Here is an 18,501-nt window from a genome sequence, read left to right on the forward strand (position 1 = left end):
GCATTGCACATCAAATCAACCTGACGGAAGGCCCGTGCCACCTCATCAATACTTTTACCCGCCGGATTAAAATCCCGGTGAAAGATCTTGGTACGCTCTATCTTAAAGTACGGATTTGATTTGATCAGCGTAAGCCAAAGATCAAATGAATAATGCTGATACATCGTTTTTAGGTAGAATTATGACTAACCACCATGTCATTGCGAGCGATAGCGTGGCAATCTCGTCGCCAATGCCGCTTCAATATGCATAGCTACGAGATTGCCACGTCGCGCCCGGGCTATGTCTGTTTTGCTCCTCGCAATGACATGGTTTTATATTAATAGTTCCGAAGCAACTCCGAAAGGCTATCAGTTGAATGCGGATCACCGATGGCGCGGAACTTCCAGGTGCCGTCCTTACGGTATACTTCGGCAAAGGTCATGGAACACATGCCATTATAGGTCGAATCGCCGGAGAGACTGAATTTAGCAATCTCTTTTCCATGGCTATCCACTGCGCGGATAAAAGCATTTTCCACCATGCCAAAGTGCTGGTTGTTTTTGCGGCCCTGGTAAATAGCCACGAGGAAAAGGATCCGGTCATATTTCGGGTCGAGCGAATCGAGCTTTACGATGATCTGCTCATCGTCACCATCGCCTGCCCCGGTACGGTTATCGCCGGTAAGCCAGATGTGGCCTGATGGATGACGCATAGAATTAAAGTAGATCACATCGCCCTCAAACATATTGATAGTACGGCCATTGGCAGTTTGCTTGGCATAACCGCGATTGGCTACTTTGCCGTTCTTATCCAATAAAAATGCTATCGCATCCAGGTCATATTCGGCCTCTTCGGCACCACCAAACAGCTTGCCTAAAAAGCCGCCGTTACTTTTACGTACATCCCAGCCTAAGCCAATAGTTACTGATGACAGGTCGAAACTTTCGCCTTTATCATTTTTACGCAGGTCAATTGTTTGACCTTTTACCAAATTTATAGCCATTGCCTTATTTGATTATTTGCCCTTTGAAATATTTACTTAAAAAGAAAGCAAGGTCTTCTTTATAACCTACGCCCGATGCTTCAAATTTCCATGCACCGCCGCGTTTGTACAACCTGCCAAACTCAATAGCCGTTTCAATAGAAAAATCTTCGCCCAATTCATATTTGCAAACTTCGGCACCTGTTTGGTTATCTAAGATACGAATATAGGAATCACGTACCTGGCCGAAATTTTGGCGGCGGGCCTGTGCTTCGTGGATAGTTACCACAAACAGGATCTCCTGAATGCGACCGTCGACTTTAGTGAGGTCAACAGTGATCGATTCATCATCACCGCCATCGCTGTTACCTCCTGTAGGGTCATCGCCGGTATGGTGAACCGACTGTTCGGGCGAATCGACATTATTATAGAACACAAAAAACTCATCCTGCGGTACCAGCCTGCTGGCATCGATCATGATGGCCGATACGTCAAGATCGAAATCATAACCTGTACCTTCGTTTGGGTTCCAGCCCAAACCAACTGTCATTTTTGAAAGGCCGATATCTATTTTCTGCCCTTTTTGTAAGTTAATAGCCATTTTAGTATGTGTTATTTTTTAGGTAAAACCTGTATTGCCTGTTGGGTTTTGCGCGGCATTGCAGGTACTGGCCGGTGACAAACCGGCAATTAAACATTTAATCTAAGGTAGATGTTTTATTGAGGTGATATTGTAAAAATTGTCTACACAAAAATAAGACGGTGGGAGACTGTGGTTGTTACAGGAAAGGAAGTGATATTTATACGGCTTAAACAAAAATCCCCCAGAGGGGGAACAGGTTTGTGGCAATGAACATATACGACATTACCGTGCCAGAGGTACGGAACACCGGCGTTGTGTACCTCTGGCACACGAAAATTATTTGTATTTATTTCTACAAACCTTTTGCACCTCTGGTGCAATTAAGCAATTTCAGTAGCTTGTGGTTACCTACCAAACTTCATCCACCCCTTTTGGCGCAAGTGTTGTGTGAGGGGATGTGGCGATGCTCACTTGTGCCCGTCTCGGCAAGCTCTATGAATTAATGCGCTCCAAGCTTCATCCACACAAAGTACCCTACCCAAAGCAGGATATTGGAATAAACACCAGCCAGTACATCATCCATCATCACACCTAAACCGCCACCAAGGTCTTCCATTTTGCGTACGCCAAGCGGTTTTACAATATCAAAAAAGCGGAACAATATTAACCCGGCTAAAAGGAAATATAAATTAGCGGGGATAAAAAGCATGGCTATCAACATCCCGGCAACTTCATCAATTACCACGCGCGAACTATCTTCGCCCCAATCAGGCTCAACTTTGTTGCCTACAAATACGCCGAGCGCGGTAATAAATATGGTGATAGCCAGCAGGTACCACGGGTTTTGCAACGCCGGACTTTGCCACAGTAGCCAGATAAAACCGCAGGTAACAATGGCCGCATAAGTACCCCCGCCTTTTAAAAACCCGATGCCAAAAATGGAAGCTATAGTTTTATTTAAGAACATTTGTTTTAATCGTTAATCAATTTTTCTGTTCCCTCCCTCGGGAGGGGTGCGGCTGTCTGTGTTGTGGCAGGGAGGAGTTTATACGCCGTACAGAAACAGAAATAGTTCAAGAAACCCCTCCCTACACCCTCCCTGGGGAGGGAATCGCACAAAGCCCCTGCTTTTTATTTTTACTGCCTACCGCCAACTCAAAACTGCCAACTGAACCACTACTGCTTATCCAATACATCCTCTGCCGCTTCAGCAACTTCAGGCTCAATAGTATGCCTTTTAGGGAAGTTGAATAGTAGCGATGTAAGTACAGGGATAATAAATATAGCCACAGTAAATACTGAAGTGAAAATATCAGCGCTTTCGCCTTCCATCAGTTTTGAAAATCCGGCTTCCGGGAAAAAGTGAACATATAATGATGAAGACAGCTTAACCCCCAGCACACCGATCACAATAAAGGCAACAGTTTCCAGGAAAGTAAATTTCTCCATCAGTTTTACAAAAGCCTGTGCTACAAAACGCATGGCCAGGATGCCAATAAACACACCAATATAGATCAACATTTTATGATCGGTAAAAGCCACTGCGGCAAAAACGTTATCGATAGAGAAGGCAAGGTCCATCAGCTCAACTAAGGCGATGGTTGCCCATAAATTACCGATCAAGCCCACTGTTGAGCGGTAAAGCCAGTTTTTGTTTTTATCAACAGATTCTTCTTCGCCATCACCGTCGCCGGCTGAAAGTTTGCCTTTAAAATAGTTGAAGCATAAATAAATGAGGTACAAACCGCCAAGTGGTTTTAACCACCAAACAGATACCAGCCAGGCCGCTAAAAATAAACAAACACCACGCAAAACATATGCGCCGATGATGCCGTAGCGCAAGGCTTTTTTACGCTGGTGCGGAGGCAGGTCGAGCACCATGGTAGCCAGTACGGCAGCATTATCAACAGAGAGCAGGCTCTCAATAACAATCAGGTTTAAAATAATCAGGACGCCGGCCTTCAGGTCGGGGCCAAGCACATAGTGTAAAAACTCCATAAATTATATGATATCGGTATTAAGCATTGCTTTTAAAATGTTGGCCTGCACGTCAACGTCGCTCAGGCTTTGTAAAAAGTTGATGTCGGCTATTTTTTTATAGTTTTCGGCTAACAGGGATTTTATTTCGGGTGGCATATAGGATTTCATTGTTACCACATCGCTTTGCAGTTTGTCAATTTTATCCTGCAGCTCATGCGCCAGTTTTTCTTTTTTAGATAGATTGCTATTATTCTCTACGCCCGAAAGCCTTGTAACATCGCAAAATAGGAATAAATTATTGGCAGGCGAAAATAAAAAGTGCCTGTCCTCATCCATAAATTTATATACTTCCAGTATGAGGTTACCGGCTTTTAAACCGCAGTAAAATTCGGTACGGAACTCGCGTTTTAACAATATCCCCATCAGTTTACGCTGAATAATAGCATTGGTATTATGATAGGTATCGTTATAATTATACTGCACCAGTTCGTTATAAAGTTCCGGCGTTATATTATAAAAAAAGTCGGACCCATAACGCAGACTGAAAGCATTGATGTTTTTAGAGAAAGGATAATCGTTGGAGTTATCAGAAAGCACCTGGTAGAGTTTTCGCAAGGAAAGATTTACCTTCAGCGCCTGCCTTTGCCTGTCAATTTTAAAATCCTGCTCGGTAAGTGCACTGTCATCCATTTGATCAACCATCTCTTTGGTAAGCTGGATCTCATCAAGCACAAGGCTTACATTATTTTCGTTGTTCTTTTTGATCTTCCGGAGCAGGTCGACCAGGCTGGTGGTAAATTGAACGTGGAAAAGCTCCAGTTTATTGATGTCGATCTCGGGATTGGTTTCAAAAAGCTTATGGATAACCTGGGTACGCAGGTAGAGTTTGTAAATGAGCTCATCTTCAAAAAACACCGACAGCAGCTGAAGCTTGCTGAGCATCCTGTTAGACCCATTTAAAATATTTAACCTGTTATCATCCATCAACGTGCTGTACTCCCTTATATTAAATGTAAAAATACAAAATTATAGGATTGAATGTTTGGGCGTATGTTACGAATAAAGGGTGTGTATTTGGGAGTTTGAGTTTGGACAACAAAACTTTAATTGAACCCAAATTTGCGTTAGGGATTGAATCGGATACCGGCCGGGAGCGTAATGCCTGTAGGCGTATGAGCGTAAAGCCCGGGCCGCAGGCAACGCTATGGTAGAGATTAGTGGTTTGTCTGAACTCGAATTTTTTGAATTAAGGAATTAACAGAATGCTAAACAAATTCTATAAATTCTTAAAATTCGTTTAATTCGAGTTCAGACCTCATCTGGCGCAAGTCTTGCGTGGCCGGTATGAGGGTGGATGACTTGTGCCTTTCGGTTCTATAAAAGCGATTCTATCCAACCACGTCACTAACCTCATTCCCATCAAAATAAATTATATTTACATAAAGGTGTAACCCGATCTGCAACGCCGTAGTCACAGAGGTTATATAATGCAAAGCAAGCTTTCAGATATCGAACTTATTGAGCAAACCCTGGCGGGTAACCAATTTGCGTATGCCGATTTGGTTAAGCGGCATCAGCGTTTTGTTTTTACGCTGGCCATGCGTTTTGCCAAAGGCCGTGAGGATGCTGAAGAGATTGCACAGGATTGTTTTGTAAAAGCATACCGCTCGCTGGCATCGTTCCAGGGGCAGTCGAAATTTAGTACATGGCTTTATAGTATAGTTTATACTACGGCCATGACATTTTTAAGAAAGAAAAGGGTGGATACCGATTCGATTGATGATGAGGGTACGTTTGTGCAGGTTGAAAGCCATGCATCGGCGTATGATACCAACAATGTAGAAAATAAATCGCGGTCATATTACCTGAACCAGGCTATTGAGCAGTTATTGCCCGATGATGCTACTATTATTACCCTGTTTTATAAGGGTGAGCAATCGTTAGAAGAGATAGCTCAAACAATGGGTATTGAAACAAATACCGTTAAGGTTAAACTATTTAGGGCACGCCAGCGTTTGAAAGAGAAGCTGGAGCGCAATTTAAAACACGAGGTGAAAGAACTGATATGAACACCATCGAAGAAAAACTTTGGAACTATATTGATGGTACCTGTACTCCGGCAGAGCAGGAAGCCATTGCCCGGCTTATTGAGCAGGACGAGTTATACAAACAAAAGTATACCGAACTGCTTGTGCTAAACCAGGAATTTGCCAGTATGGAACTTGATGAGCCATCCATGGCTTTTAGTTATAATGTAATGGAGGCCATCAGGGCCGAGCAATTGGCGCCATTAAAATCAACAATCAATAAAAAGATAATATTAGGCATTGCCGCCTTTTTCGTGCTGAGCATATTGGCATTGCTAATAGTTATCCTCTCCAATGTTAAAATTTCGGGCAATTTGTTCAGTGGGTTAGATGTTAAGCTACCGGCAAGTTTAAAATTGCCTTCTGCAAGCAGTATCTTCAATAGTACTTTAATGAAAAGTTTTTTCGTGTTTGATGTAATTTTGGCGCTATTTTTAACCGATAGTTACCTGCGTAGAAAAAAAGCTGCAAAAGAGGCATAAAGTGTTCACTTTTCTGTATGCCAAAACAAACTAATGTGTCTTTTTGACACTTAGCCGGTAGTCTGTTTGTAACATAAACATCAGTTTAACTCAATATTAATGTATCAACAAGGATACATTATAAAAAAAATTAAAAAGTAGCCGATTTTGGCACAGTGATTGTAATAACATATGCGAACTGGTAAACTTACCGGTTTAATTGTGATAAGGTTTAGGTTGAAAGTCTCCCGACGCAAGGTTGGGAGGCTTTTATTTTTTATACACAATTTTGTCATAACTAATCCACCCCAACTCCACTACTTGACGCCCCGGTTTGATTTTTGTAACTTTGTTTTATGTCGAAAGCAGAAACCCTTGAAGATTTTTATCAAAGAAAAGTTAACTGGATGCCCGGTAACCTGCAGCAAAGCATTGGGCACTTTAATGTTTTCAGGATCGAGGATTGTATTGGCCCTAATGCGAAACAGGTAACCTATAGCCGCCGTACTTTTTATAAGATCAGTTTGATGCGCGGCGACAACATCATTCACTACGCCGATAAAAGTATTACGCTTTCGGGTTCAACACTGATGTTCTTCAGCCCAATGGTGCCTTATACGTTTGAGCATATGTCTGACGACCGTACCGGTTTCTTCTGTATTTTTACGGAAGAGTTTTTCCTGGAGAAATTCCGTACCGGCCTAAGCGAATTTCCGATGTTTGGCCTCAATGCCAAACCCGTTTATGCTTTAAATGAAGAGCAGGATGCTTATGTGACCGCTCTTTTTCAGAAAATGCTCACCGAGATCAATACCGAATATGCTTTTAAATATGACCTGCTCCGCAATTATGTTACCGAGCTGGCTTATTACGCATTAAAGACCGAACCATCTGAAAATGTGTATAAACATGTTGATGCCAAATCACGCATCACATCGGTATTTACGGAGTTATTGGAGCGGCAGTTTCCTATCGAAACGCCATCGCAACGCTTTGCGCTGCGCTCGGCCAATGACTTTGCGCAGCGGCTTTCGGTGCACGTAAACCACCTGAACAGGGCTATCCGTGAAACTACCGGCAAAACAACTACTGATCATATTGCAGATCGTTTGCTGAGCGAAGCCAAATCATTATTAAGGCATACCGACTGGAATATTTCTGAAATTGGTTACTGCCTTGGCTTTGAAGAACCTACCCATTTCAATAACTTTTTCAAAAAGCAAACTCAACAAACCCCGGGTTCGTTTCGAAATGTTTGAATTTCGTAACCTTTGGTTTGATTAATGTAATGTCCTCCCTTTGTTGCTGCTGTAACTTTGTTCTATCTTAATAACAAAGCAAACAATTTTTATGGACAACAACAAAGTATGGTTTATTACCGGGGCTTCGAAAGGCTTTGGCCTTAGCCTGGTAAAACAACTACTGGAAGCAGGACAGCTTGTTGCCGCCACTTCCAGAAATTTACAGGAGTTAACAGCAGCAGTTAATACAACAAGCAATAATTTTTTACCCCTACAGGTTGATCTGGCAAATGAAAGCAGCGTGTCGCTGGCTTTACAGCATACCCATGAGTTTTTTGGCCGTATCGACGTAGTGATCAACAATGCGGGCTACGGCATAGGTGGAGCTATTGAAGAACTTAACGATGCCGAAACCCGCCTTGCGTTTGATGTAAACGTATTCGGCACCCTCAACGTGATCCGTGCGGTAATGCCTTACCTGCGTAAACAACGCTCTGGTCATATCATCAATATTTCATCTATTGCGGGTATTACTGCCAACACAGGCTGGGCTATTTATGCCGGATCCAAGTACGCGGTGATCGGAATTTCGGAAGTACTTGCGGCCGATGTTAAAGAATTTGGCATTAAAGTAACTGTGGTTGCACCGGGTGCCTTCCGTACCAGCTTCCTTACCGCAGGATCTCTTTCAATTACCGAGAACAAAATTGATGATTATAAAGAGGTGCGGGCCATCCACAATAAATACCTTAAAATGGATGGCAAGCAAGCAGGGGACCCGGAAAAGGCTGCAACGGCCATTATCAATGCAGTTTACGAGGAAAACCCGCCATTATACCTGTTATTAGGTGGTGATGCATACAATCGTGCACTTGCTAAGCTTGATACTTTGCACCAGGAAATCAGGCAATGGCAGGATGTAACCTGCTCAACCGATTTCTAAATTTTATTCCGTTACCCTATATCTACCTATATAAAAACAATAAAATGGAAAGTATCAAAGATAAAGTGATCGTGATAACCGGCGCCAGCAGCGGCATCGGTGCATCTGCCGCCCGTAAATTGGCACAACTTGGCGCCAAAGTAGTATTGGCGGCCCGCCGGGAAGATCAGCTGAAATCCCTGGTACAGGAAATTGGGGACAATGCCATGTATGTGGTAACCGATGTTGCCAAACGGGCTGATCTGGTAACCTCATTCAGCAGGCGGTAGCCAAATTTGGCCATGTTGATGTAATGTGGAACAATGCCGGCATCATGCCTATCTCCTTTTTTGAAGAGGGCCATGTTGATGAGTGGGACAAGATGATCGACATTAATATTAAAGGTGTGCTATATGGCATTAATGCTGTACTGCCACATATGCTTGAGCGCGGCGAAGGGCATATCCTTTCCACTTCATCGGTTGGTGGCTTAAAAACATCGCCGGGCATTAGGGTGTACAGCGGTACTAAATTCGCGGTGAAAGCGATTATGGAAACCCTGCGCGAGGAGGTAGCCCAAACAATTAAGGTAACCACCATCTATCCCGGCGCTACAAAATCTGAATTAGGGCATGATATTACCAGCCCTAAGATCAAAGGCTTATATGGCAACCTCACCAATATGCCCAAGCTTGATGAAGAGGCCATTGCCAATGCGGTGATCTATGCCATAAGTCAGCCCGGAAATATTTCGGTAAACGAAGTGGTGGTACGTCCCCTTGGGCAAACACGATAAATTAAAAAAGAAATAACCCCAATATTAACTGCCTGAAAAGGAATCATCCAATCAAAAAATCGGTGGAATCACATAGCAATCGGTGAAATCCCCAAAACAAAATAAGCGAAAATCAAAAATCACCGGCAAAACAGTAACAAATCAGTAAAATTAAAATCTATCTAAAACTATGGAAAACAACAAAGTATGGTTAGTCACCGGTGCCTCAAAAGGACTGGGACTTGCCTTAGTAAAAAAATTATTAGGCGAAGGCTATAAAGTAGCCGCCACATCGCGCAATTTAAGCGATCTGAATAAAGCAGTTGACGTTCACAGTGAGCAGTTTTTGCCGCTGGCCGTTAACTTAACCAACGAAGACAGCGTACAGGAAGCCGTTGAGCTCACTGTAAAAACTTTCGGAAAGATTGACGTTGTTGTTAATAATGCCGGTTATGGCTTATTAGGCGGCATTGAAGAGCTGACCGACCGCGAGGCACGCGATAATTTTGAGGTTAACGTATTCGGATCATTGAATGTGATCCGCAAAGCGCTGCCTTATTTACGTGCTCAAAAATCAGGACATATTTTAAATGTATCATCGATAGGTGGCTTTACCGGCGCATTTGCAGGCGGCGGTATCTATTGCGCCACCAAGTTTGCCGTTAACGGTTTCTCCGAAACTTTATCGGCCGAAGTAGCGCCGTTTGGCATAAAGGTTACCATTGTACAGCCGGGTTATTTCAGGACCAATTTCCTGTCGGCCGGCTCATTGGCAGTACCGCAAAACCAGATAGCCGACTATCAAAACGTACGGGATACAGTAAATTTTCACCAAAACGATATGGACCAGCAACAGGCCGGCGACCCTGAAAAAGCAGCCGCAGCCATGATCAGCATAACCAACGAAGCTAACCCGCCGCTCAATTTATTCCTGGGCGAGGATGCTTACGGTCTGGCTGAGAAAAAGCTGGCATTCGTTCAAAACGAATTACAAACATGGAAAGAACTAACGCTTTCAACAGCAATACAACAATAAATGCTCATTATTATATAGGTGTATGGGTTACCCGCGATGGGTTGATTCGCCACGAATTTTTGCCCAACGGCCGTTACACCGAGGCCCGGGGCGATAAACAAAATGCCTATACAGGCTATTATAGCGTATTAGGCAATCACGTTGAATACCTTGACGATACCGGTTTTACCGCCGAAGGGGATTTCAGGGATGGTGCATATTATCATGCCGGGATGGTTTTGTTTAAGGAAACGGTATAAGCATTTATAGCGGTAAAATCTAAGCGTCAACAAAAAGGAGGTGCCTACGCGGGTGTTCGGAAGAATCAAAAAGAGCGGGGATTGTACGATTCCCTCCCTTGGGAGGGTGTAGGGAGGGGTTTATCCGGGGCTACCCGCATTAATGACGCATAAACCCCTCCCAGCCAACGCACATTTCAGCCGCACCCCTCCCGAGGGAGGGAATAAAAAAAAACTTCCGAACACCTGCGTAGGTGTCTCCTGTTGCTAATTTAAAAGCGTTTGCTATTAATTTTCAAACCAATCCAATTAATCCTAAATCCGGTATCACTTTCCGCTTGCGCGCTTCACCATAAAATCCAAAGCTGCCTTATCAGGCAAAGTCTTTGCTCCTGGCTTTTCGCCCAGGATCATTATTTTACTGTCGCTTGTTGTATAAGCAGGCCAGGCTGGCACTCCTTTTCCATTTGGGTTACCGGTTTTAGCAAAATTGGCCCAATAGGTACTCATGGTATTGGCCAGTTGCTGATCAACAGGCTCCCATGGGCGGTTCAGGAATTTGAGGTTATCATAGGCATAAGCGACCTCGCCGGTATGGAAAGCGCCATATTTAACAAAATCGGCAGTGGCAGGCAGACGGCGGGTAAAGCGATAAACATAAATTTTTGCCTTCCCTTTTTCGCTTTGCACATTGGCCCAGGTATAGTTCTGGATGCCGAAAGTTTGATCCCTGCTGATGCGAATCTGCGATGTAGCTGCCTCCTGATCCGATCCCGCCGGATAAAGTTTCAAAAACTCATCAGCGTCGGATCCATATTGAGTGCCAATCGACTTTTTATAATCTTCGGCGGTTTTGAGTTTCCCAATAAATGCATCGTCCTCGTTCCAGCCGGTAAGTACGGGCACGTCGTTTTGTTTATGCTCATTAAAAATATCGGCTATGGCTTCGGGCAAAACATAACCATCAATAACCGGGCGGCTCTGGCCTTTACCAACAAGTTCGGCGGCCGGTTTATTTCTAAGTTCGGCAATGGAATTTGCTCCTAAAGCAGTAGCCGTTTTAACCCCGTTCTCTTCTGCTTCCTTCAACCCACCATTTTTCCAGGTACCGGAAAAGCTGGCCCCGCTTTCGGCAATTGCGCCGCTAAATAATCCCTTACCTAATGGTGATGCCACCAAACAATTTACACTCATTGACCCGGCCGACTGCCCCGCGATGGTAACTTCATCCGGATCGCCACCAAAAGCGGCGATATTCTGTTTTACCCATTTCAGCGCGGCAAGCTGGTCCATCAAGCCATAATTTCCTGAAGCATTATGCGGCGATTCTTTGGTTAATTCGGGATGGGCAAAGAAACCGAAGATCCCTACGCGATAGTTAATAACCACAAATATGATCCCCTTTTTAGCCATGGCCTCGCCGTCATAAATAGGTACGCCCGCGCCTCCGCTTACAAACCCACCACCATAAATGTATACCAGTACAGGCCGTTTTTCTGCCGGTGCTTTTGCGGCGGTCCATACGTTCAGGTACAGGCAATCTTCGCTGATAGGCTCATACGGGATCAGGAACTCCCGTGTATAAACACCAAAGGCATCCGGTTTGCCCTGCATGGGGCTGGCGGCAAATTCAGTGCATTTTTTTACACCATCCCAGGGCTTAACCGGCTGTGGCTCTTTCCAGCGCAAATCCCCAATCGGTGGGGCAGCAAAGGGAATGCCTTTATAAATATGTACATCGCCGCGCTGGTTAGCAAAGCCAGAAACTTTACCGGCATCGGTAACAACAACATCAAGGTTTTTATTTTGGGCGAAAACAGAACTTACCAGCAGCAAAAGCGGCAATAAACAGATTCGTTTCATTAGTTACAGGTTTATGTATTGGTTTGTTAAACTTACGAAGTTTTGGACAATTTGCAGGGGCTTTATCGGGGAAGAAAGCATGATGAGATTACGACTCAACCCCTTCCCTCCGTAAGTGCATAGCAAGCGATTTAAGTAAGTTGTTGAAAACGGATCTTTTAAATTCCCCTCTCGAGAGGGGGCGCGAAGGTAAAGCGCGTTGGCAGGGGTGTGTTTCTACGATTAGCTTATAAAAGCAGAAACACACCCCCTTCACCCCTCTCAAGAGGGGAATCGCACAAATCCCAGCTTTTTACTCTCTAAGCCCCAACTGATGGAATAATTTGGGAGGCCTGCCCCCCCTTTGTAACAATCCCCATATTTAACAAAAACATCACATTGCATCTTAAATGCTTTGCTGATATTTGGCGCAATTAAATTTATTTTTTCGCGATGAAGTTTAAACATCTGCTGCTTATTTTCCTCTCTTTCGCTACCGTTTCGGTATCGGCACAAAAAAAGAAAACTACAACGGCCTCCATGGCATCAGCATCAATTCCCCGCCCAAAGCTGGTTGTGGGTTTGGTGGTTGACCAAATGCGCTGGGACTACCTGTACCGCTATTATGACCGTTATCAGGCTGGTGGCTTTAAAAGGATGCTTAATGAAGGCTTCACCTGCGAAAACACCAATATTGACTACATTCCTACAGTAACCGCCGCTGGTCATACTTGTATCTATACCGGTTCCATCCCTGCCATTCATGGCATAGTGGGTAATGATTTCATTATCCAGGCTACAGGCAAATCCATGTATTGTACTGATGACAGCACCGTTGTTGCAGTTGGCAGCACTTCAAAAGCAGGGCAAATGTCGCCACGTAACTTGCTGGTTAGTACAGTTACCGACGAATTAAGGCTGGCTACCAACTTCCGCTCAAAGGTTATCGGTATAGCATTGAAAGATCGTGGCGGCATCCTTCCTGCCGGTCACTCGGCCAATGCTGCTTATTGGTTTGATGATGCGAGCGGTAACTGGATCACCAGCACTTATTATATGAATGACCTGCCGGCCTGGGTTAAAAATTTCAACGATCAAAAAATTGCCGAAAAATACCTGAAACAGGATTGGAACCCACTATACCCTGTTGATACTTACGTACAAAGCGCACCCGACAATAGCGATCGTTATGAAGGTAAGTTTGCCGGTGCCGCTACACCAACCTTGCCGGTTAAAACTTCTGAACTTTACAAAGGCCGTATTGGCATGATCCGCTCAACGCCCTTCGGTAACACCATGACGCTTGATTTGGCCAAAGCAGCTATTGAAGGCGAAAAACTGGGTAAAAACACGGTAACCGACTTTTTAGCGGTGAGCCTTTCGTCAACAGATTATGTTGGTCACCAGTTTGGTCCTAACTCGGTTGAGGTTGAGGATACTTATTTAAGGCTTGACCAGGACCTGGCTGCGTTTTTCAATTATTTAGATGCAACTGTAGGCAAAGGCAACTATTCGGTTTTCCTGAGTGCCGACCATGGTGCCGCCCATAACCCTAACTTTTTGAAAGACCATAACATCCCTGCCGGTGTTTGGGACGATAGCAAAGCTGCAAAAGAAATGAACACGATGATCAGCGATAAATACAAGGTGAACAACCTGATCATCAGCATGGATAATTACCAGGTTAACTTTAATAACGCAGCACTTGCAAAAGCCGGCGTTAGCGAAGATGCTGTAAAATTAGATTGCATCGCATACCTAAAAAAACAGCCGGGCATTGCGTATGCTATCGACCTGCAAAAAGTACAGGAAGCTAATATTCCTGACGATTTGCGCAGCATGATCATCAATGGTTATAATGCCGAGCATAGCGGCGCTATCCAGATCATCCTGAAACCGGCATGGTATACCGGTCATGGCACAAATGATCGTGGCCCAACAGGTACTACACATGGTACCTGGAACCCTTATGATTCGCATATTCCGTTGGTGTTTATGGGCTGGGGCATTAAACATGGCAGCCTTACCCGCCAAACACACATGACAGATATTTCGGCTACCATATCATCGTTATTGCATATCCAGGCACCTAACGGTAACGTGGGGAAAACTATCAGCGAAGCGTTGAAGAACTAAGTTGTAAGTTTTTTGTACAAAGTCCTGAGTTAAAGCAAGCCATACGGCCATGTTTTGCTCAGGATTTTTTAATTTGGACAAAAGGCAATGAAAAAATATATCTCCAGATTTCATTACGTAACACAGGATATGCCGGGCCGGAGCCATGTGCAGCAGGTACAAATTGCCTGCAGCGCGGGTGCAAACTGGGTGCAATACCATTGCATGAGTAAACCCGAAGACGAACTGATTGATGAGATAAACGAGATAGCCGAAATTTGCGACGATTGGGGCGCAACCCTCATTATTGCCAATCACTATGACCTGATTGACCGGGTCGACGCACAGGGTGTACATATAGACGACGTTGATGCCGATCTGCCCAGCATCCGCAAGGTTATCGGTCCGGATAAAACCCTTGGTGCATCAGTAAGGCATGCTGACGAGTTATTAAAATTACAAAGTACCGGGGTGGTTGATTATTATACCTACGGACCTTTTGCTTCTACATCAACCGATGGCCCGAACGGTGTTGACCCGCTTGGTTTTAACGGCTATCGCCAATTGGAGAAACTAAGCATCAGTATCCCGGTGATAGCCGCCGGGGGCATCCAATTAGATGATGTGGAGCCATTGCTGCAATCAGGAATCGATGGTATTGCAATATCATCGGCCATAAACCTTGTTGCCGACCCGGCCGCGAGTGTTAAGGAGTTTTATAGAAAGATGTATTAATATCGAGAGCCTATTGGTATTTTATCTCCCAATTGCTCTTGGTTAATTCATCAAGCGAATAATCCAACCGCTTCAGGTATTTTTTGTTCCCGAGCAGATAATTCATGTCAGCGCCGCCTTTTTGATATTTGTTTAAAGTATCCACATCAAAAAAATAGATATACAAAGTTTTAGCATTCCCTTTATTAACATACTCAAGCCATGCGTTTTCACCCGGTTTTTTTATAAAGGCGCTATCATAAGGTGCTATTTCATTTGACTGGTAGGATGTGATGTTGCTTTCTGTCCATTTGACTGTATCGTTAACTATCTCCACAGCAACACGAACCGGCGATTTATTAACAACAGACAACGGCCGTTCATAATAATAATCCATGATGCAACCGGAAAACAGGACAGGCACGAGCAATAAAATTTTCCGTTTCATGATCAGGTTCATTTACTGTTAATACCTAATAAATAAAAAGGTGACCGTTAATACTATTCTACCGTCATAAAAGCCCGTCACCGCCTCATATACTCCATAAAAACCTCATCTTTATATTTTCATTTATTATTCATCTAATCCATCTACATTAGCAATGTCATCACACCATATTGTACGCGAAAAACAGGAGCCAGCTTTGCTGATTTTAAGTATGGATACTTTTGATGAGGAAATGCTGGGGCAACTGCTGGAGTGGAGCCCGACGGTGATCTGCACCACTGATACCGCCGAAAAACTGGATGCATCGGGCATAAAGGTTGACTGGATAATAGGTGATGGTGACGCGGGTGATTTGCAATCGGACGTAAAACACATGCCTTTGGGAGAGGATAATGCGGCAGGTGCGGCTTTAAAATACCTGGTAACGCATAACTACCCTGCGGTTAATGTAATTACAGATGTGCTGGAGCTGAAAGATTTTTTATTTTATGCTGATAAAATAAACCTGGTGATTTTCAGGGAGCAGCAAAAGATCTACCCCGTTAACCCGGGGTTCAGCAAGTGGAAACCGGCAGGCGAGTTCATTGAATTACTTTCGCACCCCTCAGGCTTGCAATTGAGCGGGCTTGAAGCGGCGGGCAATAACAGGTATAAAACCACCCACGATGGCTTTTTTACGCTGCAGTTTGAACAATCTTTTTTGTTCATTGCCGAGGATATTGAGTAGCGAAACCGATAGTTGGTACGTATAGATAGTATTGGTTCGCTTTTTGAGTAAAAAATAATTAAAAACGCGTTAAACCGTTTAAACATTTAATAGTCTATATATTTATATCAGCAAAAAATACCATGCTGATCAGTTAAAAAAATCTTTCATCATGAAAAGGACATATAAAAATCTATTAACAATTGCATTGGGGGGCTTGTTGAGCTTATCCCTGGCATTCAATGCTGATGCACAACGTGGCGGCGGTTCTCGTGGCGGCGGTGGTGGTGGCGGCGGAGGCGGTTCAAGATCGTCAGGCGGCGGTGGTGGCGGAGGCGGTAGCTTTTCCCGTTCTTCTGGTGGCAGTTTTTCACGCCCTTCAACCTCATACAGCGGTGGTTCACGTACTGCTATAGCTGCTCCTCAAAGGAGTTATGGTACCGATTCACGTACCAGTGTGGGTTCTGCTCAACAACGTAGTTATGGTGGTATAAGGCCAAATGGTTCATCAATTGCACCGCAACGCAGCTATGGTAGCACTGCACGTGTTTATAATGGCAGCCGTGGTTATGCAACTGTCGACAGGCGCGCATATAATGGTGGTCGTGGTACTTATTACAGGGGCGGTTCATACGCTTATGGTGGCCGCAGGGTTTATCCAGGCACATATGCTTACGGTGGCCGTGGCGGTTACTTTGGTAACCACTACTATTATCCATACCGTAACTATTACAATTCGTTCTACTACCCACGTTTAGGTTTTAGCATTGGTTTCTTACCATATGGTTACTATCCTTTCTATTGGGGCGATTACCAATATTACTACAGTGATGGTTTATACTACCGTCAATACAATGACCAGTATACCGTTGTTGAGCCACCAATTGGTGCTGAGATCAAAAGTTTACCATCAGGTGCTGAGTCAATCATGATCAATGGCGAGCAGTACTACGAGTTAAACGGCGTTTACTATCAGCCATATACCAAAGATGACGGTTCAACTGTTTATGTAATTGCCGGTAAAGACGGTCAGTTAAATACTGATCAGGGTAACGGCGATGGCAGCAGTGTTGATCAGGGCCCGCAAATTGGTGATATTGTAACTCAATTACCAGCCGATTGCAGGAAGATCAAGATCAATGGCGAAAAGCTGTTTGTATCTCCTGATGGCTACTACTATCAGGAAACTCAAAACGGCGACAACAGAGCTTACAAAATTGTAGGTACTCCGTCAGATGATCCTGAAGATAACAACAGCGATCAAAACCCGAACCAACAGTAATTAATAAAAATTCAATATATATTATAAAGGCTGCTTCCGTAATGGAGGCAGCCTTTTTTGTTAACACATCTTGAGGCATTGCTTCGTCCTGCCCGATGATAAATTAAAATTACAACGGTTTCCGTCAGCAGGTAAGCTTCGGGCGAAAGCGGGCAGAACAATGGTGGCCTTGTGCTGTGGCTGGGGCATAGCAAGTTTTTGCAGAAGCCTGGGTGCGAGCGAGCGCAGCCGGGCAAAATAATTGCAGCCCGTGGTTCTGACCGTTTTGCAGGGCAATGGCCCGTGCGGCAAAGAAGCCTTCCTGCTGACTTGACTTTTTGGTTACTTTTGTGTCAAGACAAAAGTAACAGCCAACCCGCGGCGATTGAGCGGGACGATGTTTGTCAGATAGAAAGGAGCATGTTACCTGCCTATTGGGGATTGCTTCGTACCTCGCAATGACGGGTGGAGATGGTATATTTTACTAATTTTTTTAGGATTTAGCGTTTTCTTTTCTGAATTTTACTTTTATGAATAACCTCCCGCCATTAGCCGAACGTATGCGCCCCAAATCGCTTGACGAGTATGTTGGGCAATAACACCTTGTTGGGCCGGGGGCGGTGCTACGCACAGCTATTGAATCAGGCTCCTTACCGTCAATGATATTTTGGGGACCTCCGGGGGTGGGTAAAACAACGCTGGCCTATATTATTTCACAATCGTTATTCCGCCCTTTTTTTGCTTTGAGCGCTATCAATTCGGGTGTGAAAGATGTACGTGAAGTGATAGAAAAAGCGTCGCTGTTAAAACAACAGGGCGAAGTACTGCCGATACTGTTTATCGATGAGATCCATCGATTTTCCAAATCCCAGCAGGATTCATTGTTAGGGGCTGTTGAGCGGGGGATAGTTACACTAATCGGCGCCACTACCGAAAATCCATCTTTCGAGGTGATCTCGGCTTTGCTTTCACGTTGCCAGGTTTATATCTTACAATCCCTTTCCGAAGCCGATCTGATCGACCTGCTGAACAAGGCCATGAAAGAAGATGTGGTTTTGAAGGATAAAAACATCACCATAAAAGATCATGAGGCTTTACTACGTCTTTCTGGGGGAGATGCCCGCAAATTGCTCAACATTTTCGAGCTG

The 18,501-nt window shown here is 44.3% G+C and carries 17 protein-coding genes and 2 pseudogenes; 12 read left to right on the plus strand and 7 right to left on the minus strand.

From position 1 onward, the window contains the following. Window positions 1-319 precede the first annotated feature (319 nt). From VF500_RS02670 to VF500_RS02690, 5 genes are all read right to left on the minus strand, one after another. Window positions 320-985, minus strand: a complete 666-nt coding sequence (locus VF500_RS02670) for a TerD family protein (RefSeq protein WP_121232531.1) — start codon at window positions 983-985, stop codon at window positions 320-322. A gap of 4 nt (window positions 986-989) precedes the next feature. Next, entirely contained in the window at window positions 990-1,565 is a 576-nt protein-coding gene (locus VF500_RS02675) for a TerD family protein (RefSeq protein WP_330858194.1), read from the minus strand. Window positions 1,566-2,046: 481 nt separating this feature from the next. Then, window positions 2,047-2,514 carry a phosphatidylglycerophosphatase A gene (locus VF500_RS02680; protein WP_330858195.1) on the minus strand — a complete coding sequence of 156 codons (468 nt, stop codon included), beginning with the start codon at window positions 2,512-2,514 and terminating at the stop codon, window positions 2,047-2,049. A gap of 209 nt (window positions 2,515-2,723) precedes the next feature. Then, a complete protein-coding gene (locus VF500_RS02685) occupies window positions 2,724-3,545 on the minus strand; it encodes a TerC family protein (protein ID WP_330858196.1) in 822 nt (273 codons plus the stop codon). 3 nt (window positions 3,546-3,548) lie between these two features. After that, window positions 3,549-4,469, minus strand: coding sequence for a hypothetical protein (locus tag VF500_RS02690; protein ID WP_330858197.1), 921 nt, complete (start codon window positions 4,467-4,469; stop codon window positions 3,549-3,551). A 545-nt stretch (window positions 4,470-5,014) separates the two neighbouring features. Here VF500_RS02690 and VF500_RS02695 point away from each other — a divergent pair. The 7 genes and pseudogenes from VF500_RS02695 to VF500_RS02725 all read left to right on the plus strand — a co-directional run bounded on the left by VF500_RS02695 (window position 5,015) and on the right by VF500_RS02725 (window position 10,288). Then, window positions 5,015-5,596 carry an RNA polymerase sigma factor gene (locus tag VF500_RS02695; protein ID WP_330858198.1) on the plus strand — a complete coding sequence of 194 codons (582 nt, stop codon included), beginning with the start codon at window positions 5,015-5,017 and terminating at the stop codon, window positions 5,594-5,596. Then, on the plus strand, window positions 5,593-6,096 hold the full coding sequence (locus tag VF500_RS02700; RefSeq protein ID WP_330858199.1) for a hypothetical protein: 504 nt from the start codon (window positions 5,593-5,595) through the stop codon (window positions 6,094-6,096). The genes VF500_RS02695 and VF500_RS02700 overlap by 4 nt, the downstream gene beginning before the upstream one ends. 335 nt (window positions 6,097-6,431) lie before the next feature. Next, a complete protein-coding gene (locus VF500_RS02705; RefSeq protein ID WP_330858200.1) occupies window positions 6,432-7,334 on the plus strand; it encodes a helix-turn-helix transcriptional regulator in 903 nt (300 codons plus the stop codon). Between the two features lie 91 nt (window positions 7,335-7,425). Continuing rightward, window positions 7,426-8,259, plus strand: coding sequence for an oxidoreductase (locus tag VF500_RS02710; RefSeq protein ID WP_330858201.1), 834 nt, complete (start codon window positions 7,426-7,428; stop codon window positions 8,257-8,259). A gap of 44 nt (window positions 8,260-8,303) precedes the next feature. Then, window positions 8,304-9,034: pseudogene (locus VF500_RS02715) on the plus strand (SDR family oxidoreductase). Between the two features lie 169 nt (window positions 9,035-9,203). Further along, window positions 9,204-10,049 (plus strand): oxidoreductase, encoded by an 846-nt coding sequence (locus VF500_RS02720; protein ID WP_330858202.1) that lies wholly within the window; start codon window positions 9,204-9,206, stop codon window positions 10,047-10,049. Beyond that, complete coding sequence (locus VF500_RS02725) at window positions 10,010-10,288, plus strand: Atu4866 domain-containing protein (RefSeq protein ID WP_330858203.1); 279 nt, start codon at window positions 10,010-10,012, stop codon at window positions 10,286-10,288. The genes VF500_RS02720 and VF500_RS02725 overlap by 40 nt, the downstream gene beginning before the upstream one ends. A gap of 306 nt (window positions 10,289-10,594) precedes the next feature. Here the strand turns inward: VF500_RS02725 and VF500_RS02730 are convergent, their stop codons facing one another. Next, the gene (locus VF500_RS02730; protein WP_330858204.1) at window positions 10,595-12,130 is read right to left on the minus strand and encodes a carboxylesterase/lipase family protein; all 1,536 of its coding nucleotides are present in this window, start codon (window positions 12,128-12,130) and stop codon (window positions 10,595-10,597) included. A 432-nt stretch (window positions 12,131-12,562) separates the two neighbouring features. Between VF500_RS02730 and pafA the strand changes: the two genes are divergently transcribed. Together pafA and VF500_RS02740 are read left to right on the plus strand one after the other, a co-directional pair. Next, window positions 12,563-14,245: an alkaline phosphatase PafA gene (gene pafA, locus VF500_RS02735; protein WP_330858205.1), complete on the plus strand. Its 1,683-nt coding sequence runs from the start codon at window positions 12,563-12,565 to the stop codon at window positions 14,243-14,245. 87 nt (window positions 14,246-14,332) lie between these two features. Next, window positions 14,333-14,959, plus strand: coding sequence for a thiamine phosphate synthase (locus VF500_RS02740; RefSeq protein ID WP_330858206.1), 627 nt, complete (start codon window positions 14,333-14,335; stop codon window positions 14,957-14,959). 10 nt (window positions 14,960-14,969) lie between these two features. Here the strand turns inward: VF500_RS02740 and VF500_RS02745 are convergent, their stop codons facing one another. After that, the gene (locus tag VF500_RS02745) at window positions 14,970-15,386 is read right to left on the minus strand and encodes a hypothetical protein (protein ID WP_330858207.1); all 417 of its coding nucleotides are present in this window, start codon (window positions 15,384-15,386) and stop codon (window positions 14,970-14,972) included. A 154-nt stretch (window positions 15,387-15,540) separates the two neighbouring features. Here VF500_RS02745 and VF500_RS02750 point away from each other — a divergent pair, with 154 nt between their 5' ends. From VF500_RS02750 to VF500_RS02760, 3 genes and pseudogenes are all read left to right on the plus strand, one after another. Continuing rightward, window positions 15,541-16,113, plus strand: coding sequence for a thiamine diphosphokinase (locus VF500_RS02750; RefSeq protein WP_330858208.1), 573 nt, complete (start codon window positions 15,541-15,543; stop codon window positions 16,111-16,113). A gap of 151 nt (window positions 16,114-16,264) precedes the next feature. Then, complete coding sequence (locus tag VF500_RS02755) at window positions 16,265-17,374, plus strand: DUF6515 family protein (RefSeq protein WP_330858209.1); 1,110 nt, start codon at window positions 16,265-16,267, stop codon at window positions 17,372-17,374. Window positions 17,375-17,883: 509 nt separating this feature from the next. Then, window positions 17,884-18,501 (plus strand): annotated as a pseudogene (locus VF500_RS02760) (AAA family ATPase); the annotation flags it as partial.

Source organism: Mucilaginibacter sp. (assembly GCF_036383575.1).
Lineage (GTDB): Bacteria > Bacteroidota > Bacteroidia > Sphingobacteriales > Sphingobacteriaceae > Mucilaginibacter.